Below are 25,821 nucleotides of genomic sequence, written 5' to 3'. Positions count from 1 at the left end.
TACCGTACGCCGTCCGCCGGCGGCCATCCGTTCGCCAGCGCACATAGCGCATCACGCGGGCGTGGCCGGCACCAGAAACCTGGCCTCGAAGTCCTCGACCGCCACCGGTGCGCTGAACAGGAAGCCCTGCATCTCATCGCAGCCCAAGAGGTGCAGCAGCCGCTGCTGCTCTTCTTCCTCGACGCCTTCGGCCACCACCCTGAGGCCCATCGCGTGCCCCAGTTCGATGATAGTGGACACCAATGCAAGACCCTGCGGCGTGGCGGTCATGTCGGTCACGAAGGACCGGTCGATCTTCAGGCTGTCCGCCGGCAAGCGGGACAGGTAGCTCAGTGAAGAAAAGCCGGTGCCGAAGTCATCGATCACGACCCGCACGCCCATCGCGCGGATGTGGGTCAGGCTGTCGATGCTGTGCCGCACGTCGTCCATGATCACGCTTTCGGTGATCTCCAGCTCCAGCCCCGCCGCCGCTTGCGGGTCGGTGCCGATGGCGTCTTTGATTTCATCGATGAAGCTGCGGTTGCGCAGCTGCAAGGGCGACACGTTCACGGCGATGGGGACGGTGTGCAGGCCGGTTGTGCGCCAGCGCAGCCTGTCCGCCACGGCGCGGCGCAGCGCCCAGCGGCCGACTTCATGGATCAACCCGGTCTCCTCCAGCAACGGGATGAAAAGCCCGGGCGCCACCAGGCCGGAGCCCGGTTCGTTCCAGCGGATCAGGGCTTCGGCGCCGGTAACCCTGCCGCCACGCAGCTCGATCTTGGGTTGGTAGTGCAAGACGAACTCGTCGCGGTCCAGCGCCTGCCGCAGCCGGCTTTCCAGCGTCACCTTGCCGGCCATCCGCACCGTCATCCGGCGGTCGTAGAACAGGTGGCGCTCGCCCAGGGCCTTGGCCTGCTTCAAGGCCGCCTCGGCATGCTTGAACAGGGTGTCCGCGTCCGCGCCGTCACGCGGCGACACGGCGATGCCGGTCTTGAAGGCGAGGCGCACCACGGCGTCGCCCACGTCGAAAGCGTGGTCTGCAAACGACTGCGAACGCACGCGGATGGCGTTCTCCAGGTCCTCCTCTGCGTCCACCACGGGCTGGACGATCGCGAAGCGGTCCGCGCCCACGCGCGCCAGCAAGGTGGTGTCGCCCACGTTGGCCTCCAGCCACTCGGCGATCTGGCGCAGCACGGCATCGCCCGCCGGTGTCCCCATGCTGTCGTTGATGTTCTTGAACCGCTCCACGTCGATCACGTACAGGGCCAGTCGCTCGCCGTTGTCATCAGCGCTGCGCAGGTAATGCGCCAGGCGTTCGAGGAACAGACTGCGGTTGGCCAGGCCGGTAAGCACATCGCAGAAGGACAGATGCAGGCGCTGGATCCTGCGGTTGGCGTGGGCTTGTTTGGTGACGTCCACGCCCATGCTGGCCGTGCCGATGACCACGCCCGTCGCAGAGCGCAGCACGGAGTTGCTCCAGTGGATCAGGCGCCGCTCGCGCGCGCGGGTGTAGATCTCCTGCTCCACATGCCAGGCCTGCGGCGCATCGGTCAGCAGCGCCGCAAAGACCGGCTTCATGTCGCCGAGCTCGGCCGGCATGAAGAGCGCGAACCAGTCCTGCCCCAGCACCTCTTCCTTGCGCTATCCGGTCAGCTGCAGCAAAAAAGGGTTGCAGTAGGTGATGCGCGCGTCGCAATCCAGCACCACGGCTGCCAGCTCCGCGTTCCTGAACAGGTCGCTGAGGCGGCGCTCGGTGTCGACCAGCTCGATCCCGTACCGGCCGTCGGCGCATTTCTCGCACAGCTCGACCAGATGCGGCCGCGCATGCGATGCACTCTGAAGGCTGTCCGCGACATGCGGTCGGAACTTGAAGGTGGCGTCTTGGGCCATGGGCGCTCCTGCAGGCTCGACCACCAGCCGACTCGGATGTGCGATCGCCATCCTTGCATCAGGCCATTGGTAGGCCCGATGGTCTGTGCGGTGGAGAACGCAGCCCGACAGTGCTGCACCCCGGACACGGTGCCGCCACGTGCCGGGTGGCGCCGAATGACCCACTATGTGCGCTGGGAGACAGTGCTGACCGCTCGGCAGCCCCACACTTGCAGTGTCAGCGCCAGCGTCATCGGATGCCGCCGCACCCACTCCACCTGACACGGGCTGTCCGCAACGCGAAAGCACCCTTGGCCGTCAACCACCTGATCGAGTCCCTCCCCCGCGTCGACAAAGCGAGGTTGCTGGCGATATGCGAGCCGGTCCGGCTGGTGCTGTCCGAGGTGTTGTGCGAACCGGGTGCGCCGACCCGGCATGTCTACTTCCCCACCGAAGGCTTCATCTCGCTGGTCACACTGGTTCCCGATCACCCGGCGCTGGAAGTGGGCATGGTCGGCAGCGAAGGCATGGTCGGTGCGCAGCTGGCCCTGGGCGTCGTGACCGCACCGCTGCGTGCGCTGGTGCAGGGCCCTGGCGATGCATGGCGCATCGGCACACAGGCATTTCAGATCGAACTGAAGCGCAGCGTGTCACTGCAACGCGGCCTGGACCGCTACCTGTACGTGCTCATGGCGCAGCTGACGACCTCGGCGGCGTGCCTGAGGTACCACCGGATCGGCCCCCGGCTGGCGCGCTGGCTGCTGATGACGCAGGACCGCGCGCACGCCGACACCTTCTACGTGACGCAGGAATTCCTGGCCTACATGCTGGGCGTGCGCCGGGTCGGGATCACCGCCGCCGCCGGAGACCTGCAGCGCGACGGCTTGATCGAATACACCCGTGGCAGCCTCACGGTGCGCGACCGCGCCGGGCTCGAAGCCGCTGCCTGCAGCTGCTATGCCGCCGACTGCAAGGTGTACGCGGACGTGCTGTAGGCGGTTCAAGCCGATCCGTGGTGCGAGGGACGGTCGCCATGGAATGTGAAGCCCCCGGGCCCTTCCTTCTTGGCCAGGTACATCGCAGCGTCGGCGCGGTCGATCAGCGAGGTCGGATCGTCGCCGTCCTCGGGGTAGACGCTGATGCCGATGCTGGCGCGCAGGCGCACCGGATGGCGGTCCAGCGCGTGGCAGGCCGCCAGCTTGGCATGCACCTTCTCAGCCACCAGCTGCGCATCCGCAAGATGGTTGACCTCGGCCAACAGGACAACGAACTCGTCGCCGCCGTGGCGGCTGACCGTGTCCGTCTCGCGCACCAGCGAGGAAAGACCATCGGCGACCCGTTGCAGGGCCTGGTCGCCGACCGCGTGGCCCCACGTGTCGTTGACGCCCTTGAAGTCGTTCAGGTCCAGAAACAGCAGCGCCACGCGTTTGCCATGGCGCTTCGCGTTGAAGATGGCGGTCTCGAACCGGACCAGCAGCACCGTGCGGTTCGGCAAGCCGGTCAGCGGGTCCAGCCCGCCGACGCGAAAAGCCTCATCCCGCGCGTCCTTGGCGGCCTCGGCCTCAGAGACGGCCAGCAAAGCGCTGACGACGAGGTGCTCGTTGGCTTCCAGCAGCTGGCGCGGCGCACTTTTGGCCAGGCGGCGCTCGGCCACGACCACTTCCTGCATCAACTGCGCCAGCACCTTGCGCATGGCGGCCACCTGCGCGTTGAGGCGGTCGAGCTGTGCCGCAGCCAACTCGGCCGCTGCGCTCAGCGGGCGTGGAGCTTCGCTCACGGCGTCCGCGCTTTCATGGCAGCTGCGCACCGGCATCTGGCGCGGCCAATGCTGCATTCGGTTCTGCCGGCGTGCGGGTCGGGCTGCCGCCCAGGAGCCCTTCCCGGTCGGCAAGCATGTCGCCGATGTGAATGCCCTGCGCATCGATGCTGAACTCGCGCAGCTGGTCCGAATGGGCGCTCGCGCGCACCTTGACCACCGCCATCACCCGCCGCAGCCGGCTGTCCACCTCGATGTAGCGCTGCACGATGATCGCGTCGGTCATGAAGGCGGTTCCATAGGGGCTGAAGCGCAGATCTGTGTAGCGGTCTTCCAGCTCGGATGTCATCAGAACGGTCACACCGGTCTCGGCCAAGGCGGCCACCAGGTTCGACAGCGATGCGCGAAAGTCCTCGCGAAAGGTCGGCGCCAGCGCGAGTTCGAAGCCGGTCAGAGAGTCGATCACGACCCGGCTCGCGCCCAGCCGTCGAATCTCGCGCAGCAGCAGGTAGACGACCTCTTCGATCGAAAGGTCGGCGGCCCGGTTCTCCACCAGGCCGACCTGGCCGGCGGCCACCAGATTGCCGATGGTGCGGCTGCGCGACCGGTTCGTGTGCTGTTCGAACACGGCGATCACGCCGGTTTCGCCCGCCTGGACGCCCTCGGCCAGAAACGCAGTGGCCATGATGCTCTTGCCAGACCCCGAGGGACCGGCCACCAGCAGGGAATAGCCGCGTGGCAGGCCGCCACCCAGCATGTCGTCCAGTTGCGGATTGCCCATCCGCAGCCGCGGCGCGGCGCGCAGCGCATCGACAACAGCCCGCGTCGAACCCGCGCCGTGCGCAGGCGGGAACACCTCGATCCCCGACGCGGTGATCCGAAACGTGTGCAGTCCTGGCAAGGTCGCGTGGCCGCGCATTTTCAGGATCTCCATTTTTCGCACCATCGAGTTGCGCTGCACGCTCTGGCGCAACCAGATCAGGCCGTCGGCGACGGCGAAGACCGGATCGGCGTCGGTCGCGACCAGGTATTCGCCGATCAGGAAGGTTGTGGCCTGCCAGCTGGTCATCAGCACGCCGAGCTGCTGCACGAACTGCTGCAGCTTGTGGTGCGACCGCGCGTCGCCTTCGGTCGGCAGAACGATCGAGCGAAACGAATCGACGAACACCAGCGCCGGCCCGTGCAATGTCACTTCGTCCACGATGCGCTTGCGCACCAGGTCCAGATTGCCGGCGATCGCATCGTCCGACAGATTGACGAACCGCACGGCCCGGTTGATCGACTCCGCATCGAAGAACCCGAACTGCTGCTGGTAGCGCAGCATCTTGAGCGGCGGCTCCCCCAGGACCGTGAAGTAGAGGGCGGAGCGCTCGGGCGTTGCCAGCGCGAACATGATCTGGTGTGCAAGCGTCGTCTTGCCACTGCCGGGTTGGCCGGCGATCAGGTTGAAGGAGAACTCGGGCAAGCCCCCGCCCAGGATCTCGTCCAACCCCGGCACGCCGGTTTTCAGGCGGTTGATGGTCACTTTGCTGCTCATGACGTGGTGCCTCGTGCGGACGGCCCGCTCAACAGGTTGGCCCACACCGGGCACAGAAGACGTTCGGTCAAGGAAGAGCCGATCAGACTGGTCAAGAGATCCACGAAAGCGTGCAGCAGATCACGACCTGCCGAGGCCGCAGCCGTGGCAGGCTGCTGCGCCAGAGCGGTGGCCAATACGTTCAGCTCGGTCGCCATGCACGCGGCTTGCGGCGCGCTCGGGAGCCACGCGTGCGCCGGCGCGGCCAGATGCAGGGTGCGCCGGTACAGCGCGGCGACGCCCCGCTCCCCCACGATGGGCTTCAGTGCTGCTTCGACGTCTCGCAGTGCAGCGACGACCACAGCGGCAATCTCCACCGCAGGCGCGCCGGAGTCGACCAGCTGCGCAAGAAGCGCTGCGACACGCTCACACCCGCCGCGACCCGTGTCAGGGCGATCGGGGTCCACCACATCCTTCAACTGCAGTTGCGGGTGCATACCGAGAGTCCGATCCATGATGGGCCAGGGGCTGCAGATTCAGCCAAGTTAGCGAGGTCCCGCGCACAGGTCTGTGCGATGGCGCACGTTGCCGCAGATGGGGCCGTCCGGTTCGGCCCGCATGAGCAGAACCTGGCGCTTCCCGCCACGTGATGTGCGTCGGCAGCCGGCTGCGCTAGGACGCCATGGCAGGCGGTAGCAGCCGGTCGTATTCCTTCTTCACCACGGCGTAGCACTCGCAGGAGCGCTCCTCCAGTGCGGCGCGGTCCAGCACCTTGATGCGGCCACGCGAATAGCGGATGAGGCCCCCCTTTTGCAGCTTCAGCGCGGCCTCGGTCACGCCTTCGCGGCGCACGCCCAGCATGTTGGAGATCAGCTCCTGCGTCATCTTCAGGTCGACGCCGGTGAGCCTGTCCAGGCTGAGCAGCAGCCAGCGGCACAGCTGCTGGTCCAGCGTGTGGTGGCGGTTGCACACGGCAGTCTGGGCCATCTGCGTGATCAGCGCCTGGGTGTAGCGCAGCAACAGGTGCAGCACCGGGCCACCGCGGTCGAACTCCGCCTGCATGGCTTCCGCCTTCAAGCGGTAGCCATGGCCGGCGCTTTGCACCACGGCCCGGCTCGGGGTGGAACCGCCGCCCATGAACAACGACACACCGACGATGCCCTCGTTGCCGACGACAGCGATCTCGGCCGATGCGCCGTTCTCCATCACGTACAGCAGAGACACGATGGCGGTCGTCGGGAAGTACACATGGCTCATGACGCGGCCGGACTCATAGACCACCTGGCCGAGCGCAAGCTCGACCAGCTCCAGATCCGGCTGCCATCGCTTCCACTGGACAGCTGGAAGGGCGGCGAGCAAATGGTTCTGAACGGATGTGATGGCATTGGACATGGCGGCAACTCCTGAGAGTCTTGGGGTGGAGCTGCAAGCAGACGAAGAAAGCTCTGCCATATTGGCAAAGCCTCGATTTATCTTAGCGGGACCATGCATCTTTTCTGTTCGATAGCGCACATAGGAACGATAGGCGCCATGCTGCACACCGACCATCGTCGCTACCGCAACATCTGCCCACCCGGATGTCGCATTTTCGCGTAGGACAAGGCCGCTTTTTTTAAGTTTGGTACGTTGAGGTGGTTGCTTCTTCTTCAGCGATACAGGCGATGCGCGGGCGAGCCTCTGTACGACAGCGCACAGCGCCGCTGGCATGGAGCGCGACAATCGATGCGAATGATCCCAACGCTCCCGCTCCTGCCACCGCGTGCACCGCGCTGCACGTACGCAGGCGCGGCGCCAGTGCCCACCCGACCATGACGGCGGTGGCTGCCCCGCATTCCTCACCACCGCATGACCCGTCGCTGACGGACATCGCCGACCTGGCCCTGAGCCTGGGCACCGACCTGCAGCGCGGCCTCGGCACGCAAGAAGCTGCGGATCGGCTGCGTGCCGACGGGCCCAACGAACTGCGGGCACTGCCGCCCGTGCCGCTGTGGCGTCGCGCGCTGGCGCAGTTGCAGGACCCTCTGGTGTACCTGCTGGGTGCGGCTGCGGCTGTGGCCCTGGCCGCCTGGTGGTTCGAAGGCCGCGGCCACCCTGGTGCAGCCGGCTGGCCGCTGGATGCCATCGTCATCGCCTGCGTGGTGGTGCTGAACGCGGTGTTGGGCTATGTGCAGGAGGCCAAGGCGGCGCACGCCGTGGCGGCGCTGGCCAGGATGACCACCGCCACATCGGCGGTGCTGCGCGATGGCGCCGTGGCCCGGGTACCCAGCGCCGAACTCGTCACCGGTGATGTGCTGGTGCTGGCCGAAGGCGACGCGGTCGGCGCCGATGCCCGGCTGGCACAGGCCGCCGCGCTGATGCTGCTGGAGGCGCCGTTGACCGGCGAGAGCGAGGCCGTGCGCAAGGATGCGGCGCTGCTCCCTGCGCCTGCGGCACTGGGCGACCGGCTCAACATGGTCTTCAAGGGCACGGCAGTCGCACAAGGCACCGGCCGCGCCATCGTCACCGCCACCGGCATGCAGACCGAACTGGGCGGCATTGCCACCCTGCTGGACACGACGCCCGATGCGCCGACGCCGCTGCAGGTGGAAATTGCCTACGTCGGCAAGGTGCTGGGCATCGCGGCGCTGGTCATCGCCGGTGTCGTGGTGGCCACCATCCTGCTGATCTCGGATGTCCACAGCGTGGCCGATGTCGTCACCGTGCTGCTGCTGGGCGTATCGCTGGCCGTGGCCGCCGTGCCCGAGGGCCTGCCGGCCATCCTGTCGGTGGTGCTGGCGATGGGCGTGCGCCGCATGGCGCGCCGCCACGCCATCGTCAAGCAGCTGGCGTCTGTCGAGACGCTCGGCTCGGCGTCCGTCATCGCATCGGACAAGACGGGCACGCTGACCCGCGGCGAGATGACGGTGCAGCGGGTCATGACGGCATCGGGGCGCAGCGACATCACCGGCGTGGGCTACGCGCCCGAGGGCCGCGCCGAGCACGCAGGTGCCGAGCTGCCCGCCGGTGCCCTGCGCGACGAGCTGCAGGCCGTGTTGCGAGGCGGCAGCCTGGCCGGCAACGCCCAGCTGCAGCAGGACGAGACCGGCGCCTGGGCCATCCAGGGCGACCCGACCGAGGCGGCGTTTCTCGTCGCCGCACACAAGCTGACACCAGCACCACGGGCAGGCGCACCTGCGGCCGCCTGGGCCAACGGCTTCGAGCGCATCGGCGAGATCCCCTTCACTTCGCAGCGCAAGATGATGTCGGTGCTGGTGGCCGACCGTGCGAACGGCGCCGCGCCGGTGCTGTTCGTCAAGGGCGCGCCCGACGTGCTGCTGGCGCTATGCACGCACGCGCGCCGCGGCGCGGACACGGTGTCGCTCGACGCGGCGCTGCAGGCCCAGATTCTCGATGACGTGGCGGCGATGGCCGGTGACGCTCTGCGCACGCTGGCGGTGGCGCGCCGCACGCTGGCACCGGGCACGCAGATGCCGAAGGAAGCCACGGCGGCAGCCGCGCTCGAGCAGGGCCTGGAATACCTGGGCACCGTGGGCATCATCGACCCGCCGCGCGAAGAGGCGGCGGTGGCCATTGCCGAGGCCCGCCGGGCCGGCATCCGCGTGATCATGATCACCGGCGACCACCCGCGCACGGCGTCGCGCGTGGCCGCCGACCTGGGCATCGTCGAGCCCGGCGCACCCGTGCTGTCGGGCATCGAACTCGACACGCTGGCCGACGACGCCGCCTTCGCTGCGGCCGTGCTGCAGACCTCGGTGTTCGCCCGCGTGGCGCCCCGGCACAAGCTGCGCATCGTCCGCGCGCTGCAGGGCCATGGCGCCGTGGTGGCGATGACGGGTGACGGCGTCAACGACGCGCCGGCGCTGAAGGCGGCCGACATCGGCGTGGCCATGGGCGTGGCCGGCACCGAGGTGACCAAGGAGGCGGCCCGCATGGTTTTGGCGAACGACGATTTCGCCACCATCGTGCTGGCGGTGCGCGAGGGGCGCGGCGTGCTGGACAACATCCGCAAGTTTCTGCGCTACCTGCTGTCCTCGAACCTGGCGGAGGTATTGACGGTGTTTGCCGGGGTGGTGGGCGCCGGTGTCATTGGCCTGCAAGCCACGGCCACCGGATCGGGCGGCGCGGTGGTGCTGCCGCTGCTGGCCACGCAGATTCTGTGGATCAACCTCGTCACCGACACAGGGCCTGCGCTGGCCATGGGCGTGGACCCGATCGCCGACGACGTCATGGCGCGCAAGCCACGCCCGCGCAGCCAGCGCATCATCGATGGCCGCCTGGGGCTGAACGTGCTGGAGGCCGGTGTCGTGATGGCGTTGCTGACGCTTGTGACGCTGGATCTGTTCCTGCCTGGCGGCATGGTCGAGCCGGTGGATGCCTGGCTGGGCACCGGCCCGCACAGCCTGGAGCTGGCGCGCACCGCCGCCTTCACGGTGCTGGTGCTGACGCAGCTGTTCAACTGCTTCAATGCGCGCTCGGCCACCGTATCGGCCTTTCGCGCGTCCTTCTCCAACGGTTGGCTGTGGGGCGCGGTGGCGCTGTCAGCGGCGCTGCAGGTGGCGGTGGTGCACCTGCCCTTTCTCAACCTCGCGTTCGGCACGGTGCCGCTGACGCCGGGCCAGTGGGGGGTGTGCGTGGCCATGGCCAGCGGGGTGCTCTGGTTCAGCGAAGGGCGCAAGCTGCTGCGGCGGCGCTGAGCGTGCGATCGCTACTTCGCACGCCGCCTGGCGGTTTTGATCCGCCGCAACTCCGTGGGGATGCGACTTTCCGCCACGCCCCGCAGCAAGATCAGAACGCCGAGCAGGACGAGCTGCGGTAAGGCTTCGGCGCCTGCCTTGGCCAGGCGCGCCTGCACCGACGGCTCTGCGGCAGAGGGTGTCGTGGGTGTCGTGGGTGTCGTGGTTGTCGTGGTTGTCGGCGACGGTGCCGGGGTCTCGGCGGTTCGGCCTGTGGGCGTTGCAGCGTCGGCGGGGAACGGCCGGCCGCGCGCCGATCCATGTCCGTGCGCATAGACCTTGGTGAATTCGGCGCCGAGCAGGAAGATCTGCGCGGCGTAGTACACCCACGCGAGCAGGATCACCAAGGCGCCGGCGCCTGCAAACGAGTCGGCCATGCTGCTCTTGCCCAGATACAGCCCGATCAGCAGCTTGCCGACTTCGAACAGAACGGCCGTCACCGCTGCGCCCAGCCACACATCGCGCCAGGCCACCTGGACGGAGGGCATCAGCTTGAAGATCATGGCGAACAGAACCGTGAGCACGCTCAGCGACACCACCAGGTTGAGCGCTTGCAACAGCAGCTCCTGCCCTGGCATCAGCCCGCCGAAGAAGGTCCCCAGCGCCGCCAGGCTCGCGCTGACCGCCAGCGACACCATGAGCAGGAACGCCAGCCCGAGGATGAGGCCGAACGAAAACAGCCGGGCCCGCAAGAGGCCCCACAAACCGTTGGGCTTCTTGGATTCCGGCACGTGCCAGATGCGGTCGAGCGCGCTCTGCAGCTCGGCGAACACGCTGGTGGCACCCACTATCAACACGATCACGCTCAGAGCGCTGGCCCACCAGCCGCTGTCACTCAAGGTGGCGCTCTCGATCATGCCCTCGATCGCCTTCGCGGTGTCCTGGCCCATCAGACTCGTCAGCTGTCCCGCAATCTGCCCCCGCACGGCTTCCGTGCCGAACACCAGCCCGGCGATCGCGATGATGAGCACCAGCAACGGGGCAAGCGAGAACATCGTGTAGTAGGAAATCGCCGCCCCCATGCTGGGTGCGAAGTCATCGGACCAGGCCTTGACGGTGTCCTTGCACACCTGCCACCACTGTGAGGCTTTCACGTCGACACCCTCTCGCCGACAGGGGCCAAAGACACGGGGCTGCACCGCAGCAGCGAGTGAGGACTTGGGAGAAAAATCATCCGGGAAGCGTAAGGGCTCTTTGAAGACGCACGCGTCGGCGGCGATCCCGCCGCCATCGTCGCTGCGTCTTACACCGCGATGACCAGAAGGGATGTGGAGAGGCCATGCCGGCCTGACCCACGGCCATGGGTCACGGCGAAACCCAGGGCGGTTCCACGCGCGCTGACGGGCTTCTGTCGCGCAACTGATGATCGTCAATGTCCGGTCGCTGGTTGTGCTGCCAACTTGTCGGACCGGTGTTGCCGGGGTCTTTCTTGTCACCACCTCACACCCCATGAGCCAGCGACGTATTCCGCTCGACACCCTGCCCGCCCTGGATTCGGGCACTGTGGGGTTGAGCGCAGCACAGGTCGCGCACCAGCAGCAGGTCCACGGCTTCAACGACATCGTCCCGCACGCTTCCAGCAGCTGGAAAGTCGTTGCGCGTGACACGGCGCGCGACCCCATGTTGTGGTTCCTCGTGCTCACTGCCGTTCTCTTCGGACTGCTGGGCCAGACGGCGGAGTCGGTGACGCTCCTCTTCGCAATGGCGCCGCTGCTCGGCATGGACGCCTATCTGCATCGAAGGACCGCTGCCTCGGCTGCTGGCCTGGCAAGCCGGCTGGCCAGCTCGGCACGGGTGCTGCGAGACGGGCTCTGGCGGGACATTGCCTCGCGAGAACTGGTTCCCGGCGACCTGGTCGAGGTGACCCCAGGCCACTACTTCCCAGCCGATGGTCTGCTGGTCTGCGGTGTGGGCCTGCAGGTGGATGAATCAACCTTGACCGGCGAGTCCCTGCCGGTGGCCAAGCGCACGCTGGATGCCAGCGCTCCTCTGCCGCCCAGCACATCGGAGGAACATTGGGGCACGGCGGGGACACGCCTGCTGACCGGTACCGCCTGTCTGCGCATCGTGTTCACCGGTAGCAACACGCGCTATGGCGAGATCGTTCGTTCTGCGACCGAAGGTGGCCATGCGGCGACCCAGCTGCAAAAGGCCATCGGGGAGCTGGTGGCCGTGCTGCTCGGTGGTGCGGTGGCGATGTGCCTTGTGCTTGCAGCCGTCAGGCTGTGGCACGGCCACGGGTGGATCGACGCGCTCTTGAGCGCGGTGACGCTGGCGGTGGCGGCCCTGCCCGAGGAGTTTCCCGTCGTCTACACGTTCTTTCTCGGTGTAGGGGTTTTCCGGCTGGCGCGCAAGAAGGCGCTGGTGCGCCGGGCGGTCGCCGTCGAGAACATCGGCCGCATCACGTGCATCGTGTCGGACAAGACCGGAACCATCACCGCGGGCTCTCTGGTACTTGCCCATCGGGCGCCCGCAGAGGGCATGGATGACACCTCTGTGCTGCAGGTGGCCACGTTCGCCGCGAGGCCGGACAGCGGTGATCCGCTCGACCAGGCCCTGCACGGCGCAGCGGGGCCCTTGCCGCAAGCCGATCGGCTGGCCGACTTCCCATTCACGGAGGCCAGGCGTCGGGAAACCGTTGTCTGGACCCAGGCTGCTGGCGAAACAACGGCGTACACGAAAGGTGCCCCGGAAACCGTGCTGGCCCTGTGTGACCTGTCCGACGATGCGCGAGCCGGCTGGATCGCCCGGGTGGAGGAGTACGCCCAGTCCGGGCACAAAGTCATCGCTTGCGCCCGCCGCCAGATGCCCGCAGACGCCCCCGTCAGCACCGAACCCGCGCAAGGGTTTCAGTTTGCAGGCTTGCTGGCCTTCGAGGACCCTGTGCGCGACGGCGTGCGGGAGGCAATCGCCGACTGCATGGCCGCGAACATGCGCGTGATCATGGTCACCGGAGACCACCCTGCCACGGCAGCGGCGATCGCCCGCGAGATCGGGCTCGGGGGAGCAGCTCCGGATGTCGTGGTTCTCGCGCCCGAGGACGACGCCGGTGTCGTGCTGGGCGCCCACCCCGGGCTGCACGTCGTGGCGCGGGCCACTCCAACCCAGAAGCTCGCCCTGGTCAAAGCGCTGCAAGCCGAAGGAGAACTGGTGGCCGTCACCGGCGATGGCGTCAACGATGTACCTGCGCTTCGCCAGGCCGACGTCGGCGTGGCCATGGGAGAGCGCGGCACGCGCAGTGCACGCGAGGTGGCACCAGTGGTCCTGCTCGATGACAACTTCAGGACGATCGTCGACGCTGTGGCAGAAGGTCGCCAGCTCTTCCAGAACCTGCGGGTCGCTTTCGCCTACCTACTGCTCGTGCACCTGCCGATCGTGATCGGAGCGACAGCGATCCCGCTGATGGGCCTGCCTTTGCTGTTCATGCCCATCCACATCGTGTGGCTCGAACTGGTCATTCACCCGACTGCCATGCTGGCCTTCCAGGATCTGCCCATGCTCGGGCCGCTTGCAAGCGTGCAGCGTCACCAACAGGCACGATTCTTCTCGACCGAGATCTGGCTGTGGATCGGTCTGCTCGGCGGCGTGGTGAGCATTGCCGTGGTCTGGAGCTACCTTGTCGCGCTCGGTGCCGACCAGGATGTCGAGCACGCACGCGCGATGGCGCTGGCGGTGCTGCTGGTCGCCAGCGCCGGCATCACAAGCGGTCTGACCAGGCTGCAGCAGGCCACCACGCGGTGGCTCGTCGCTGCCGTGCTCTTGTCGCTTGTGGTGATCATCCAGATTCCAGCCATCAGCCGGCTATTGAACCTGCGGCCCCTGCACGCCGTGGACTGGCTGCTGCTGGCGGGGGGCGGTGCCTTGATCGGCGTGATGAGCCTTGGCCTGGCCTCGCGCATGAGACGTCAGCCCGACTGAAAAGACGACCGATCTGCGGCGCCGCCGAAGCGGCCCAACCCCACCTCCACCAATCCCTCTGCGCTGCGCAGCAGGAACAGCACATCCAAGCCCATGCGCTGTGCCAAGGCGAGACCTTCGCCGGGGCCTGCCACCAGCAGGGCCGTGGCCCAGGCGTCCGCATGCATGCAGCTCTGTGCCAGTACGGTGACGGATGCCACGGCATTGTTCACTGGCGCGCTGCGGCGCCGGTCCATGGTGTGCGCAAGGCGCGCCTCGCCCACCTTCACATAGCGTCGGTAGTCGCCCGAGGTCGCCACGGCCAGATCCTCCAGTTCGATGACCCCGTGTACCGCGCGGCGCCCGTCCTCGGGGCGTTCGAGCGCCACCGCCCAGGGCACACCGCTGGCCTGCGCGCCCAGCGCACGCAGCTCGCCATCCAGCGCTGCCATCGCATGGCGCACACCGTGCTGCCGAAGCACCGCCACCATGCGGTCCACTGCGTAGCCCTTGGCAATGCCGCACAGGTCGAGTTGCAGGGGCGAACGCTTGCGGGCGCGGCCTGCGGGCACGTCAAGCTCCAGGCACCCGTGCGCACTGCGCGGCATGGCCTGGCGAGCGGCGCGGATGGCCTCCCCATCCGGCGCATCGCGCACCGCGCCGAACCCCCAGGCGTCGACCAGCGCCCCCACGCACGGATCGAATGCGCCGTTGCTGAGGCGCTGGACGTCCAGCGCACCCCCCAGTACTTCGCGTATGTCTGCGGCCAGGCCGACCCAGGTGCCCACAGGCGCGCGGTTCAGGCGTGCGAGGTCGCTGTCCGGCTTCCAGGGCGACATCTGCGCGTCGACCTGCTCCACCGCAGCGGCGAGGTCCCGGTGCAGGGCTGCCAGGTCCGTGGTGGGGTCGGCGTCGACACTGGCGGACCAGCGTGTGCCCATGGTCGGGCCGTGCAGGGTGCTGCGCTTGCACAGCGCAGCCGACTCAGAAGACATCTTCGGCATAGCGCTCCTGGGCTTTCAACGTCGATACGTTCAACCGCAGTGGCGCCAGCACCTCGTCCAGCGCGGCCGCCACGCCGTGGGCCATGGCGCTGCTGCCGCAGACTCGCACGATGGCCCCCTGCGTCACCCAGTCGCGCAGTTGCCCGGCGTCCCGGCGCAGCGCGTCCTGCACGTAGCCACCGCCACCCGGCACGCGGGAGAAGACCGCCTGCACGGTCGACAGGCGCCCTTCGCCGAGCCAGCGCTGGATCTCGGGGCCGAAGAAGTAATCCCGCGCCGGGTCGCGCCCACCAAAGTACAGGTGCATGGGATGGTGCCCGTCGTTGCGGCGGATAAAGCCGGCCAGCGGCGCGACACCGGTGCCCGCCCCGATCAACAGCACCGGCCTGCGCGTTCGTGGCAGTGCAAAGCCGGGGTTGGACCGGATGAATGCCGCAACAGCATCCCCCGGCTGCAGGCCCAGCAGGTGCGTCGAGCACACACCTTGGGGCATCTGGCGCACGCAGATTTCCAGGTACCCGTCGTCCCAACCCGACGCCAGCGAGTAGTAGCGCGGCACGGCCGAACCCGGCGGCACGATCCCCACGAGATCGCCCGCTGCAAACCGCGCCAGCCCGTGCCCGCGCAGGCGTGCGCCCAGGCCCTGCGCGGGCCACGCAAAGCGCAGGATCGCCGTGGCCTGCCCGCCACCGGCACCGGGGTAGTCCTGGCGCGTCGTGAGCGTGAGCGTCGCGGTGGGTGGGACGCGCGGCACGTGCTCCAGCACCAGGGGCTCGCTCAACGCCTGCGCCAGCGCCATGCCCCAGCGCGCAAATTGCTGCGCCGACTGCTGGTGGATGCGCTCGAGGGGCAACAGCGCGGGCCACCCCTGTGCGCGCAGCGTCTGATCCAGCGCCTCGGCAAAGGCGCAGAAGGCTGGGAACTGCCGATCGCCAAACCCCACCACCGTCACCGGCACAGCACCGGCGCTGCGCCTGGCGATGTTCTCCAGGGCATGGCTGGCGTGGGCCGGGGCCTGGCCCTCGCCATAGGTTGCGGCCAGCACAAACACCTGCCGCGTGGCGGCCGTGGTCCGGAAGTTCTCCAGCGCGCCGGTGTGGACGCGGTGGCCGCCCCGGTTCAGCGCATCCTGCAGCGTCTGGGCGAAGCCCCAGGTGCTGCCGCCTTCGCTGGCAACGAAGATGAGCACGTCGGCCTGTGCCACAGGGCTGCTGCCCGTGATGTGTGGCGCCTGGCGGCGTGCCTGCCACCAGATGACGATGCCGGACAGCCAGAACAGCAGCACGCTGGTGCCCGCCAGCCCCAGCACCACGGCCCATGGCCACGCCGCTTCGCCCGTGTGCAGCACCACGGCCAGGTCGTAGACGCGCTGGGCCAAGGTGGCGTCCTGCCACACCAGCATCACGCCCGAGTAGCGGTCGATCCAACCCTGACCCTGGGCGGTGGCGACCTTCCAGGTGTCCTGCGGGTCGTTGCCGGCGGGGACATTCATCTTGCGCAGATCCTGCACCGCCAGGCGTTGCAGCGTGGCAAGCTGAGCGCCGGGCATGGCAGGCTGGCCTGTGACCACCGAGAGCACTTCGGGCTCGGCCCGGGTGTCCAGCGCCACCAGTCCGAGGGTAGAGGCGCTCATGGTCAGTGCCGTGAGCGAGGTCAGGCACAGGACGGCGAGCACCACACGGCCCGCGACCACGTGGATGCGCTGCGCCAGCGAGCCACGCACCCGCGATGCCAGCCGGCGCCAGCCGCCCATGCGCCGTAGCAGCAACACCAGGGCAGAGCCGCACAGCAGGCCCATCGCCAGCGCAGTGCCCGCGGCGCCCCAGCGCCCGGCGTCGCCCAACAGCAGCGAGCGGTGCAGGTTCTTCACCCACCGCGGCAAAGCCGATGCTTGCCACGGCCCCAGAACCCTGCCATCGGCCGGGTCGACGTAAGTCGCCTGCGGCTGATCGCCGGCAAAGCTGAACACCACGATGGCACCCGACGGCAGGCGTCGAATTTCTTCCACGCCCGGGACGGTATGCGCCAGGCGCTCGACCAGCGTGGCCACCGGCAAATCGACCGGCGCGGCGGGTGCCTGCCAGGCCTGCTGCACCGGATCGATGGCCAGGATGGCGCCGGTGACGCCGAGCACCACGCCCAGGGTGCCGAGCGTCAGGCCCAGCCAGCGGTGGACTGCCTTCCAGCTCATGTGGGCCTCATCAGGGGAACTGGAAGGTCGCCGACTGGATGTACTGCTTGCCGGCCTGCGGCTTGCCGGCGTTGGCCTTGGTCAGCGGGATGCGGACTTCGGACGGGCTGTCGCGCATGTCTTCTGCAGCAGCGTCGATGCGAATCTCATAGCCGGCATCGATCAGTGCATCCGCCAGATCGGCGGTGACCTTGAGCGTGCGCCCCGCGCCCACGCTGGCACCGGTCACACCGTCCAGGCGCTTGGCGTCGCCGGCGGACAGGCGGCTCCAGTCGGACAAGTGCTTGTGGTACTTGGCCTTGCCGCCGGACACCCACAGCGTACGCACATAGCCGCCTTTGGCATCGGTCAGGTACGCCGCCAGGTAGGCGCCGTCGCCCCCATAGTTTTTGAGCTGGGCGCTCAGCGTCAACGGGCGGCTGTCTGCCAGGGCAGGAAGGGCCAGCGCGCAGGCGGTGGCCAGGAGGGACAGGAGAGGTTTGGACATGGTGATGCTCCGTAGGATGGGTCGTTACTCGGTGGGGCTGCGCGGTGCAGCGCCGGGGGTGGGCAAGGGCGATGGCGCGGCGGCGCTGTCTCGTTGCGGCGGTGGGCCAGGCCGCGCAGCCCCCTCGTCGTCACGCTCGCGTTCCCGGGCACGCGGGTGGCCGTCTTGCTTCATCTTCAGCACCTTCAGGGTCTCGGGGTCGACCTTGGCCTTGAACGAGCGCCCTTGGGCATCGGTGCCGCGAATCTCGTAGCAGCCGTCGTCGATCTTCAGGCGCTGGATCTGCCAGCCCTGTGCGGCTGCCATCTGCCGCACGGCATCACGGCTCTGCCAGCGATCGACAGGCGCATCGCAATCGTCACCGGCCCGTACGGGCAGCGCTGCCACGCCAAGTGACAACACCAGCAAGCTATGGCGCAGAGAACGGTAGTACGGCATGAGGGCTCCTTGACAGCGCGACGGATGACACACGGATGGCAGTTCCTGAGCCGTGCAACTGCACGGGTGATTGACCGCTGCATTCCTGTTGGAGGGGATTCTGGAAGAGCCACCCTGTACGCACGCTGAATGGCGCGTTCATGCTCTGTTCATCACCGGCGGGGAGGAAGCTGCGCCAGCGACGTGCGCCACCCCATGTTCTGATCCGTGCGGCGACCGCTGGGGCTATGGGAGGGTGCGAGGGGTCTCAGCATCAGGTGCATGACCGGGAGGGAACGCCTGATCGCCCCACGAAGCCGAGCCCACACCGGCGCCTTCCACCACGCCATGGCGCGCAGGGGGCGGCCGCCCATTGGACAGATCGACCTACCAGGCCGTCAGCACCGTCGACTTCAATGTCCGCTGACGGTCACGGCCCGACACGCAGAGCCGTGAGCCCAGGCCGAGCCCCGTGCGGTCCGGCCCATTCCACGAAGCTTCACACGCCGCTCGCAAGACTCTCGCAAGCCCGGCGCAGCCGCTGTTCAGCCTCCTTGGCGACGGTCTGCACCTCGGACTGGATGACCGTCTCCATCATCACAAGTGGATCGACAAACGCCACCGACACGCGACCCGCTGCTTCCTGGCGCACGACCACGTTGCACGGCAGCAGCAAACCGATGTCGAGCTCGGCTTGCAACGCCTGGTGCGCCAGGGGCGGATTGCAGGCGCCCAGGATGCGGTAGGGCGGCATGTCGACGCCGAGCTTTTCTTTCATCGTTCTCTGCACGTCGATGTCGCTGAGCACGCCGAAGCCTTCCTGCTTCAGGGCCGCCACAACGCGTGCAAGGGCGTCGTCGAACGAAAGTTCGAGCGTGGTCTTGAATCCGTACTTCATGCTTGTTCCGCGGACCAACGCGCCCTCAGTGGCCCACGCCAGGGTCTTTGGCCCCTGCCATCTGGTCTTGATGCGTGACCGCTTCTTCCGCGGTCAACCAGTCCTCCAGGGCGTGACCGTCTACACGCCCGCGAGCCTCATACAGGGCATAGGCCACTGCATGGATGCGCACCTCGGCGCAAGGTTCGTCGGCAGGTCCGTCCTCGAGCTGTTCCTGGCTGGTCTCGCCTGCGGCCGGCATCGGCAGGTGTTTGACCACCGCACGAGGCTTTCTCGCCATGACTTGAGCTTGCTTCATGTTCACGCTCCTGCGAATGTCGGTTGATGGAGGGACCGCTCAAGCTGGACACCCACGTCCTGCTTGTGGCGCTGCGCCGTGCATCGGCAGGTTCAGTGTGCTTGCGGCTGGTGGTCGGGGATTGAGCACGCTCAATGAAATGCAGTTTCGTGCGGCTGATCGAACGGCGTGTCGCGTCCAGGTCATCGCGCCCCCGCAATGCCTTGGTACCACTGCGCCAGATTGACGTGGCTCAACCGCACGCGCGCCGCGCGGGCGAAGATGGGATCGCGTCGTCCATACACCATCCTCGCAAGGAGATCCCCATGGCCAAAATGAAGGCAGCCGTGTTTGTCGAACCGGGTCGCATCGTGCTCGACGAAAAGCCGGTGCCGGACGTGGGCCCCCTGGACGCGCTCATGCGTGTGACCACGACGACCATCTGCGGCACCGACGTGCACATCCTCAAGGGCGAGTACCCGGTGGCCAAGGGTTTGACGGTCGGGCACGAGCCGGTGGGAGTGATTGAGAAGCTCGGCTCGGCGGTGCGCGGCTACCGCGAAGGCCAACGCGTCATCGCAGGCGCAATCACCCCGAGCGGCTGGAGCAATGCCTGCCAGTGCGGCTATGGCTCGCAGGACGGCGCGGGCACCGCACATGGCTGGAAGCCGCTGGGCGGCTGGCGTCTTGGCAACACCATCGACGGCTGCCAGGCGGAGTACGTGCTGGTGCCCGATGCGATGACCAACCTCGCCGTGGTACCCGATGAGCTGAGCGACGAGCAGGTGTTGATGTGCCCGGACATCATGTCGACCGGCTTCGGCGGCGCAGAGAGCGGCGGCATCCGCATCGGCGACACGGTGGCCGTGTTCGCGCAGGGACCGATCGGCCTGTGCGCCAGCGCCGGCGCCAAGCTGAGTGGCGCCACGATGGTCATTGGTGTGGACCACATTGCCGGACGGTTGGAGATTGCACGGCGCATGGGTGCCGACGTTGTCATCGACTCGAGCCGCCAGGACCCGGTAGCGGAGATCATGCGCCTGACCGCCGGCCGTGGCGTCGACGTGGCGATCGAGGCGCTGGGCCAGCAGGCCACCTTCGAGGCGTGCCTGCGGGTGCTGCGACCGGGGGGGACGCTGTCCAGCCTTGGCGTGTACTCCAGCGATCTCAGGATCCCGCTGGACGCGATGGCCGCTGGGCTGGGCGACCACAAGATCATCACCACGCTCTGCCCCGGCGGCAAGGAACGCATGCGTCGCTTGATGTCGGTGATCCAGGCGGGCCGCCTGGACCTGGGGCCGATGGTGACGCATCGGTTCAAGCTCGATGACATCGAGCAGGCCTACGAGCTGTTCAGACACCAGCGTGACGGCGTGCTCAAGATCGCGATCACGCCGTGACACTGGGCGTAGCGTTCCCAACACGCATCGCTCAGCACCGACCAGCGCATTGCGGTTTCAAGGTCCGCCCGCGTGTTGCGGGTGGCAATGGTCTGAACGTAGCGCAGGCACTCGACCAAAGATCGTCAACCATCCAGCAAACCATCCACCACCCGGACGCTCCGGTCGCAGCGTCGGGCCAGATCAGGGTTGTGTGTCACGAACAGGATCGCCGTGCCGTGCTCGCGGTTCACCTGGCGCAGCAGACTGAACACCTTGTCGGCAGACTTGGTGTCCAGATTGCCGGTCGGTTCGTCGGCCAGCACCAGGGCCGGGCTCATCACCAGCGCGCGCGCAACCGCTACGCGCTGTTGCTGGCCACCGCTCAGGTGATCGACCATGCTGTCCTTCCATGGCGACAGGTCGACCCGCGCCAGCAGGTCCTCGGCATGCCTGCGCATCGCCTCGTCGGCGAAGCCCTTGTCGGCCAGCATGGGCATCATCACGTTCTCCACGGCCGTGAAGGCGGAGATCAGGTGGTGGTGCTGGAACACGAAGCCGATGGCGTGGCCGCGCAGGCGCGTAAGGGCGGCATCACCCAGCAACGTCGTCACCTGCCCGCAGATCGACAGCGTGCCGGCCGTTGGCCGATCGAGCAGGCCCACGATGTTGAGAAGCGTGCTCTTGCCCGAGCCCGATGGGCCCATCATGGCGCAGAACTCTCCGCGCGCCAGCGTGAAATCGACCCCGTGCAGGATCTCGGTCTCGTTCGGCTGGCCGACGTTGAACGCCTTGCGCAAGGCCGCCATCTCCACGACGGTCTCAGCCACGGATCGCCACCACGGGGTTCAGCCGCGCCGCGCGCAGCGCTGGCATGAAGGCGGCAACCAGGCCTGTCACGGCGGCCAGCAGCACCGACACGCCGAACAGGCCCGGCTCGAACTGCAGCTCAAAGATCGGCGTGCCATCGGCGTTGCGTGCGTACCGCTGCCACAGCACAAGCGCGCCCGCACCCAGACCCGAGCCACCCACAGCACCCAGCATGCCGAGCAGACCGCCCTGCAGCAGGAAGACCCGCAGCACCTGGCCGCGAGAGATGCCCATTGCCCGCAGGATGCCGATCTCGCGTGACTTCTGGACGACCGACACGACGAGCACGCTGGCAATGCCGAACGCAACCGACAGGCCGACGAACAGGCGGATCGCGGTGTTGGCCGCCGTCTGCGCACGCACCGCGCTGAAGAACTGGGCGTTGGTCGCGATCCAGCTGTCCGCCTGCACCCGGTTGGACGCGGTGATCTGCTGTGCGACGGTCTCGGCGGCATAGACATCGCGCACCGTCACGTCGATGCCCGATACGCCACCCTCCAGACCAAGCAGGCTTTGCGCGCTGTACAGGGCCATGTAGGTGTTGCGCAGGTTGGCACCCTTGTTGCCGAGGTCGAAGATGCCTGTCACGCTGAAGATGCTGTCACCGCCGGTGGCTGTGGTGATGCGCAGCTTGTCGCCCGGGGCCAGGCCCAGCTCGCTGGCCAGATCGGTGCCGATGACGAGGTCGCTGCTGGTCAGCCGGGCACGGCCGTCCACGATCTTGTCCGGCAGCGCGACGATGCGGAAATACAGCTCGGGTTCCACGCCGATGATGGAGATGGCGCGCGCAGCGTCGCCGCGTATGGCCACCCCTTGGCCGGTAGCGTTGGGCGCCACGACAAGCGTCTGCGGCATGGCCCGGATCCGCGCGGCAATGGCTTGCCACTGGTCGATTGACTTGACACGCTGCAAGGGGGCTTGCACCGATGCCATCTGCACCGCGCCCGCAGGCGACGCTGGGGCAACGCCGAGCGCCCGCACCGTTTGCCTGGGCGGCAGCAACTGGATGTGCGGCTGCGCGGTCAGTACGCGGCGGATGAAGTTGGTCTGCAAAGCATTGAGCAGGGCCGACATGAACACGATGACACCGACACCGATGGAAATGCCGAGCAGGATCAGCAGGGTTTGCGCCCGGCCTTCGCGCAGGAAGCGCGAAGCCACGATCCACTCGAACGGTGCCAGCCGGCTCAACGCTGGCATGACGGTGCGGGCGCGAGCGGCGGTCCGACGATCGGGCGAACGCGCGTGCCGTCCGTCAACGCGGCGCTCGACGGCGCCACCAGGTCACCGACATCCAGGCCCTGCACCACTTCGGCCAGGCCGCCACCACGTAGCCCGAGCGCAATGTCCTGGCGCTGGAGCCGGCCGTGTTCGGCTTTCAGGACCCACGGCGTAGGCCCGTCGGCCTCCTGCACAGACCCAAGCGGAATGGCCAGCGCCTGCTCGCGCGACCCCACGGTGATGTCCACCGACACCGTCATGTCCTGGCGCAGGTAGTCCGGTGGATCCGCGACTGCAAGCTTGACTTGCACCGAGCCGCGTTGCGCATCGATGCCAGGGTTGATGTAGATGAGCTCGGCCCCGAAGCAGCGGTCGGCGTAGGCGTCCGCCGATGCCTGCGCTCGCTGCCCTGTCCGCAGCGATTTGAGGTGGCGCTCGTCGATCTGGGCGACCAGCTGGGTCTGGCCATCGGGTGAAAGCGTCATCAGCATCTTGCCTGGTTGCACCACATCGCCAGGTTCGACTTCACGCTTGATCAGAATCCCAGCCACCGGCGCCTTGATGGTGGCGTGGCGCCATCGTGACTGGGCTGCGTCCGCACTGGCACGGGCCTGCGCCAGCGCAGTGAGCGCCACGGCGTAGTCGCTTCCCTGCGGCCGCAGCGCGGCCGCCTGCGTCAGCGCGGCCTGAACCTGCGCAGCCGCTAGGTCGACGGCCTTGCGCAACTCGTCGATGGCGGCAGGGCCGATGAAGCCATGCTGCTGCAATTGCTGGTTGCGCGCCAGCTGGCTCCTGGCGGTGGCCAGCGTGACGTGTGCTTGCCGCAGCGCTTGCTGGGCGACGGGCGCCTGGACCTCGGTCAGCTGGCGCAGGCGCGCGTGCGCCGAGGTCACCGCTGCGTCGGCCAGCGCAGCGGCGGCCCGCAGTTCGTCATCTTCCAGTTCGAGCAGCACCTGCCCTGTTTCGACGCGCTGGCCCTCAGCCACCGGAATGCGTCGGACCGATGCGACGATTTGCGAACCGATGGTTGCCCGATGCGCCGCCTCCACGTGCCCGCTGGCCACCACCGACTGCACCAGTGCATGCCGGGCGATCGCGTGGACCTCCACCTCGGGCCCGAGCAGCAAGCGTGGACCCCACCGCGCAGCAGCAGCCGCGAGGGCAGCTGATGCGAGGACGAGCACGATCCAACGTCGCTTCCGGGGTGAGCGGGCTTTAGCCGCGGGCGTCGCGTCGCGTCGGCTGCCGGGCACAGGCGAGGCCTTTGCGGGGCTATCGGGCAATGCGTCAACACCCATCTGGCCCACTGCAGTCGCGTCGCGGGGGCCGGTGTGTCGGCACGACGCCATCGACTGCTACGGCGGCGGCGCCATCGACTGGAGCTCGGCAACGGCCCGAGCGATCCCGGGCGGCGGGATGGCGGCTGTCCATGTCATCGATGCCTGTGGGTATGCATCAACCAAGCGTAGGCGCGGACACGGCTGGCAAACTTGACGAAGCGCAACTGACGCACGATGTGCAGCGATCTGAGAACATTCTTGGGGCGCCCCCCGTCGCCTGCACCGCCGGCTGGTGGCCGCGTCAAGCGCGCAGGTAGGTCCAGCCGTCGCGCTGCAGCGTGGCCAGCATCAGCACCGCTGCCTTCGGCAACACCTGCATGGGCGGCCGCGCCTGCCGGTCCAGCTTGCGCAGGGTGTTGGGGCACAACCAGGTCAGCGGATCCGCGCCGGCATCGGGATTGTCCAGCGCTGCGCTCACTGCTTCGGCGTTGGCGATGATGCGCACCTGCGGCGCCGGCTGCTCCTTCAGCAGATTGGCCGCATGGCTGCGCGCCCGCGCCAGCGCCCGCTGCGTGGGCGCATGCAAGAGAATCTGCAGGGGTCGCTCGGGGTTGGCCGGCATGGGGTGCTCCAAAACTGTGGGGGCTGTCAGGCGGATGCGCCAGCGCGCAGTTGCCGCGCGGCGTCCTTGAAAGCAGATTGCAGCATCTCCTCGATGCTGGGGTGGTAGTACGGCATTCTGAGCAGCTCGTCCACCGTCTCCCCGCGCTGCACCGCCCAGGCGAGCTGGTGCGCGAGGTGCTCGCCATGGGTGGCGACCAGGCTGGCGCCCAGCAGCTTGCCGCTGCCGCTGTCCACGTACACGCGCACCATGTTCCCAGGCGCGTGCAGCACTTTGGAGCGTCCATTGCCGGCGCCCTCTGCAGTGCCGACGATGGTCGTGTCCACATCGCAGTCGCGCAGGGCCGTGCCCACGCTGGCGATATCGGGGTCGCTGAACACGATCGCCAGCGGCACACTGCGCTGCGCAGGCCGTGACGCCTCGTCGCGCAGGAAGGCCAGCGCGCTGCGGGCTGCGAGAGCGCCCTCGTCCGCTGCCTCATGCATGAGGGGCCGGTCCGGGCTCACGTCGCCGGCCAGGTAGACGGCGGCGTCGCCAGCAGCCCGCAGCGTGGCGGCGTCGATCTGCGGCTGGCCGTGGTCGTCCAGCAGCACACCGGCACGCACCAGGTCCAATGCCTGCACGTTGGGGCTGCGGCCGAGCGCGGCCAGCAACAGGTCCACGTCGGCCGTCTGGTCGCCGCTGCGCAGGCGGACCCGCTCGTCGACAAGCAGCGCCTCCAGCGGCCGGCCGAGCCACAACGTCATCGCCGGGCGGAGCAGTTCCAGCGCGCGCGCCGCCACCACGGGGTCGGCGATGCCGGCCACCGTCTCGCGCAGATCGCCACCAAACACGCGCACGCCCAGGCGCGCCAGCGCCAGGCCCATCTCCAGGCCGATCGCGCCCATGCCCAGCACGCCGATGCTCGCTGGCAGCGTTTGCAGGTCGAACAGCGTGTCGGTGGTCAGCAGCCGGTCGCCCAGGGACTGCAGCGCTGCGGGCACGACAGGCCGCGACCCGGTGGCCACCACGAAAGCGCGCGCTCGCACCTGTTGCCCGTCCACATCCAGCGTGTGCGCGTCCAGAAAACGGGCACGCCCCATCAGCAGCCGGTCGCCGGCGACCTGCACGGTGCGGTCGACCGCGCCCTGGGCCAACTGGTCGCGCGTGTGGCGCGCGTCCTGCCACAGCGCCGTGCGCGCAGCGGCGAGCGCGGACGCATCGGCACCCGGCAGCCGGGCCATCGCGGACCACTGCTGGCCCGCATGCAGCGCGGCCTTGGAGGGCATGCACCCCACCCGCGCGCAGGTCGTGCCCAGAGGGCCGTGGTCGATCAACAGCGCCTCGGCGCCGCCGCCACGGATGGTGTGGAAGGCCGTGAGGCCGGCCGTGCCGGCGCCGATGACGGCGATGTCGGTACTGTGGTGGGTGGGCATGGTGGCTCCT

Annotated in this window: 22 protein-coding genes; 4 read left to right on the top strand and 18 right to left on the bottom strand. The window is 68.1% G+C overall.

Translation table 11 applies throughout. From position 1 onward, the window contains the following. Window positions 1-51: 51 nt before the first annotated feature. Complete coding sequence (locus AC099J_RS14975) at window positions 52-1,608, bottom strand: putative bifunctional diguanylate cyclase/phosphodiesterase (protein ID WP_479616070.1); 1,557 nt, start codon at window positions 1,606-1,608, stop codon at window positions 52-54. A gap of 12 nt (window positions 1,609-1,620) precedes the next feature. Continuing rightward, complete coding sequence (locus tag AC099J_RS14970) at window positions 1,621-1,869, bottom strand: PAS domain-containing protein (RefSeq protein WP_479616069.1); 249 nt, start codon at window positions 1,867-1,869, stop codon at window positions 1,621-1,623. Window positions 1,870-2,159: 290 nt separating this feature from the next. Between AC099J_RS14970 and AC099J_RS14965 the strand changes: the two genes are divergently transcribed. Next, window positions 2,160-2,843, top strand: coding sequence for a Crp/Fnr family transcriptional regulator (locus tag AC099J_RS14965; RefSeq protein ID WP_479616068.1), 684 nt, complete (start codon window positions 2,160-2,162; stop codon window positions 2,841-2,843). Window positions 2,844-2,848: 5 nt separating this feature from the next. Here AC099J_RS14965 and AC099J_RS14960 read toward each other — a convergent pair whose 3' ends face one another. The 4 genes from AC099J_RS14960 to AC099J_RS14945 all read right to left on the bottom strand — a co-directional run bounded on the left by AC099J_RS14960 (window position 2,849) and on the right by AC099J_RS14945 (window position 6,512). Continuing rightward, window positions 2,849-3,625, bottom strand: a complete 777-nt coding sequence (locus AC099J_RS14960) for a diguanylate cyclase domain-containing protein (RefSeq protein WP_479616067.1) — start codon at window positions 3,623-3,625, stop codon at window positions 2,849-2,851. A 13-nt stretch (window positions 3,626-3,638) separates the two neighbouring features. Continuing rightward, window positions 3,639-5,141, bottom strand: coding sequence for an ATPase domain-containing protein (locus AC099J_RS14955; RefSeq protein ID WP_479616066.1), 1,503 nt, complete (start codon window positions 5,139-5,141; stop codon window positions 3,639-3,641). Then, window positions 5,138-5,617, bottom strand: a complete 480-nt coding sequence (locus AC099J_RS14950) for a hypothetical protein (RefSeq protein ID WP_479616065.1) — start codon at window positions 5,615-5,617, stop codon at window positions 5,138-5,140. The genes AC099J_RS14955 and AC099J_RS14950 overlap by 4 nt, the downstream gene beginning before the upstream one ends. A gap of 175 nt (window positions 5,618-5,792) precedes the next feature. After that, a complete protein-coding gene (locus tag AC099J_RS14945) occupies window positions 5,793-6,512 on the bottom strand; it encodes a Crp/Fnr family transcriptional regulator (protein ID WP_479616064.1) in 720 nt (239 codons plus the stop codon). Window positions 6,513-6,928: 416 nt separating this feature from the next. Here AC099J_RS14945 and AC099J_RS14940 point away from each other — a divergent pair, with 416 nt between their 5' ends. Next, a complete protein-coding gene (locus tag AC099J_RS14940; protein ID WP_479616063.1) occupies window positions 6,929-9,814 on the top strand; it encodes a cation-translocating P-type ATPase in 2,886 nt (961 codons plus the stop codon). Window positions 9,815-9,825: 11 nt separating this feature from the next. Here the strand turns inward: AC099J_RS14940 and AC099J_RS14935 are convergent, their stop codons facing one another. Next, window positions 9,826-11,226, bottom strand: coding sequence for a YihY/virulence factor BrkB family protein (locus AC099J_RS14935; protein WP_479616062.1), 1,401 nt, complete (start codon window positions 11,224-11,226; stop codon window positions 9,826-9,828). Window positions 11,227-11,302: 76 nt separating this feature from the next. On the opposite strand from AC099J_RS14935, the gene AC099J_RS14930 reads away from it, so the two are divergent. Continuing rightward, the gene (locus AC099J_RS14930; protein ID WP_479616061.1) at window positions 11,303-13,771 is read left to right on the top strand and encodes a cation-translocating P-type ATPase; all 2,469 of its coding nucleotides are present in this window, start codon (window positions 11,303-11,305) and stop codon (window positions 13,769-13,771) included. Here AC099J_RS14930 and AC099J_RS14925 read toward each other — a convergent pair. The 6 genes from AC099J_RS14925 to AC099J_RS14900 form a co-directional block, all read right to left on the bottom strand. Then, a complete protein-coding gene (locus tag AC099J_RS14925) occupies window positions 13,759-14,754 on the bottom strand; it encodes an FAD:protein FMN transferase (protein WP_479616060.1) in 996 nt (331 codons plus the stop codon). The genes AC099J_RS14930 and AC099J_RS14925 overlap by 13 nt on opposite strands. After that, window positions 14,735-16,945, bottom strand: coding sequence for a PepSY domain-containing protein (locus AC099J_RS14920; protein ID WP_479616059.1), 2,211 nt, complete (start codon window positions 16,943-16,945; stop codon window positions 14,735-14,737). Before AC099J_RS14920 ends, AC099J_RS14925 begins: the two co-directional genes overlap by 20 nt. 10 nt (window positions 16,946-16,955) lie before the next feature. Beyond that, window positions 16,956-17,432, bottom strand: a complete 477-nt coding sequence (locus tag AC099J_RS14915; RefSeq protein ID WP_479616058.1) for a DUF2271 domain-containing protein — start codon at window positions 17,430-17,432, stop codon at window positions 16,956-16,958. A 24-nt stretch (window positions 17,433-17,456) separates the two neighbouring features. Continuing rightward, complete coding sequence (locus tag AC099J_RS14910) at window positions 17,457-17,870, bottom strand: PepSY domain-containing protein (RefSeq protein WP_479616057.1); 414 nt, start codon at window positions 17,868-17,870, stop codon at window positions 17,457-17,459. 478 nt (window positions 17,871-18,348) lie between these two features. Continuing rightward, on the bottom strand, window positions 18,349-18,747 hold the full coding sequence (locus AC099J_RS14905) for a DUF302 domain-containing protein (RefSeq protein WP_479616056.1): 399 nt from the start codon (window positions 18,745-18,747) through the stop codon (window positions 18,349-18,351). A 25-nt stretch (window positions 18,748-18,772) separates the two neighbouring features. Beyond that, the gene (locus AC099J_RS14900) at window positions 18,773-19,045 is read right to left on the bottom strand and encodes a DUF2934 domain-containing protein (protein WP_479616055.1); all 273 of its coding nucleotides are present in this window, start codon (window positions 19,043-19,045) and stop codon (window positions 18,773-18,775) included. A 305-nt stretch (window positions 19,046-19,350) separates the two neighbouring features. On the opposite strand from AC099J_RS14900, the gene AC099J_RS14895 reads away from it, so the two are divergent. Then, complete coding sequence (locus AC099J_RS14895; RefSeq protein ID WP_479616298.1) at window positions 19,351-20,424, top strand: NAD(P)-dependent alcohol dehydrogenase; 1,074 nt, start codon at window positions 19,351-19,353, stop codon at window positions 20,422-20,424. A gap of 125 nt (window positions 20,425-20,549) precedes the next feature. Here AC099J_RS14895 and AC099J_RS14890 read toward each other — a convergent pair whose 3' ends face one another. From AC099J_RS14890 to AC099J_RS14870, 5 genes are all read right to left on the bottom strand, one after another. Next, a complete protein-coding gene (locus AC099J_RS14890; protein WP_479616054.1) occupies window positions 20,550-21,233 on the bottom strand; it encodes an ABC transporter ATP-binding protein in 684 nt (227 codons plus the stop codon). Further along, window positions 21,226-22,473, bottom strand: coding sequence for an ABC transporter permease (locus tag AC099J_RS14885; protein WP_479616053.1), 1,248 nt, complete (start codon window positions 22,471-22,473; stop codon window positions 21,226-21,228). The genes AC099J_RS14890 and AC099J_RS14885 overlap by 8 nt, the downstream gene beginning before the upstream one ends. Beyond that, complete coding sequence (locus AC099J_RS14880; RefSeq protein WP_479616052.1) at window positions 22,461-23,621, bottom strand: efflux RND transporter periplasmic adaptor subunit; 1,161 nt, start codon at window positions 23,619-23,621, stop codon at window positions 22,461-22,463. Before AC099J_RS14880 ends, AC099J_RS14885 begins: the two co-directional genes overlap by 13 nt. A 454-nt stretch (window positions 23,622-24,075) precedes the next feature. Further along, a complete protein-coding gene (locus AC099J_RS14875; protein ID WP_479616051.1) occupies window positions 24,076-24,396 on the bottom strand; it encodes a hypothetical protein in 321 nt (106 codons plus the stop codon). Between the two features lie 26 nt (window positions 24,397-24,422). Beyond that, window positions 24,423-25,811, bottom strand: coding sequence for a dihydrolipoyl dehydrogenase (locus tag AC099J_RS14870; protein ID WP_479616050.1), 1,389 nt, complete (start codon window positions 25,809-25,811; stop codon window positions 24,423-24,425). Window positions 25,812-25,821: the final 10 nt, after the last annotated feature.

The sequence above is a fragment of the Rhodoferax sp. RT4P68 genome (genome assembly GCF_056521305.1).
Note: the sequence above shows the minus strand (reverse complement) of the source record. Positions and strands in the feature narration are given on the sequence as shown.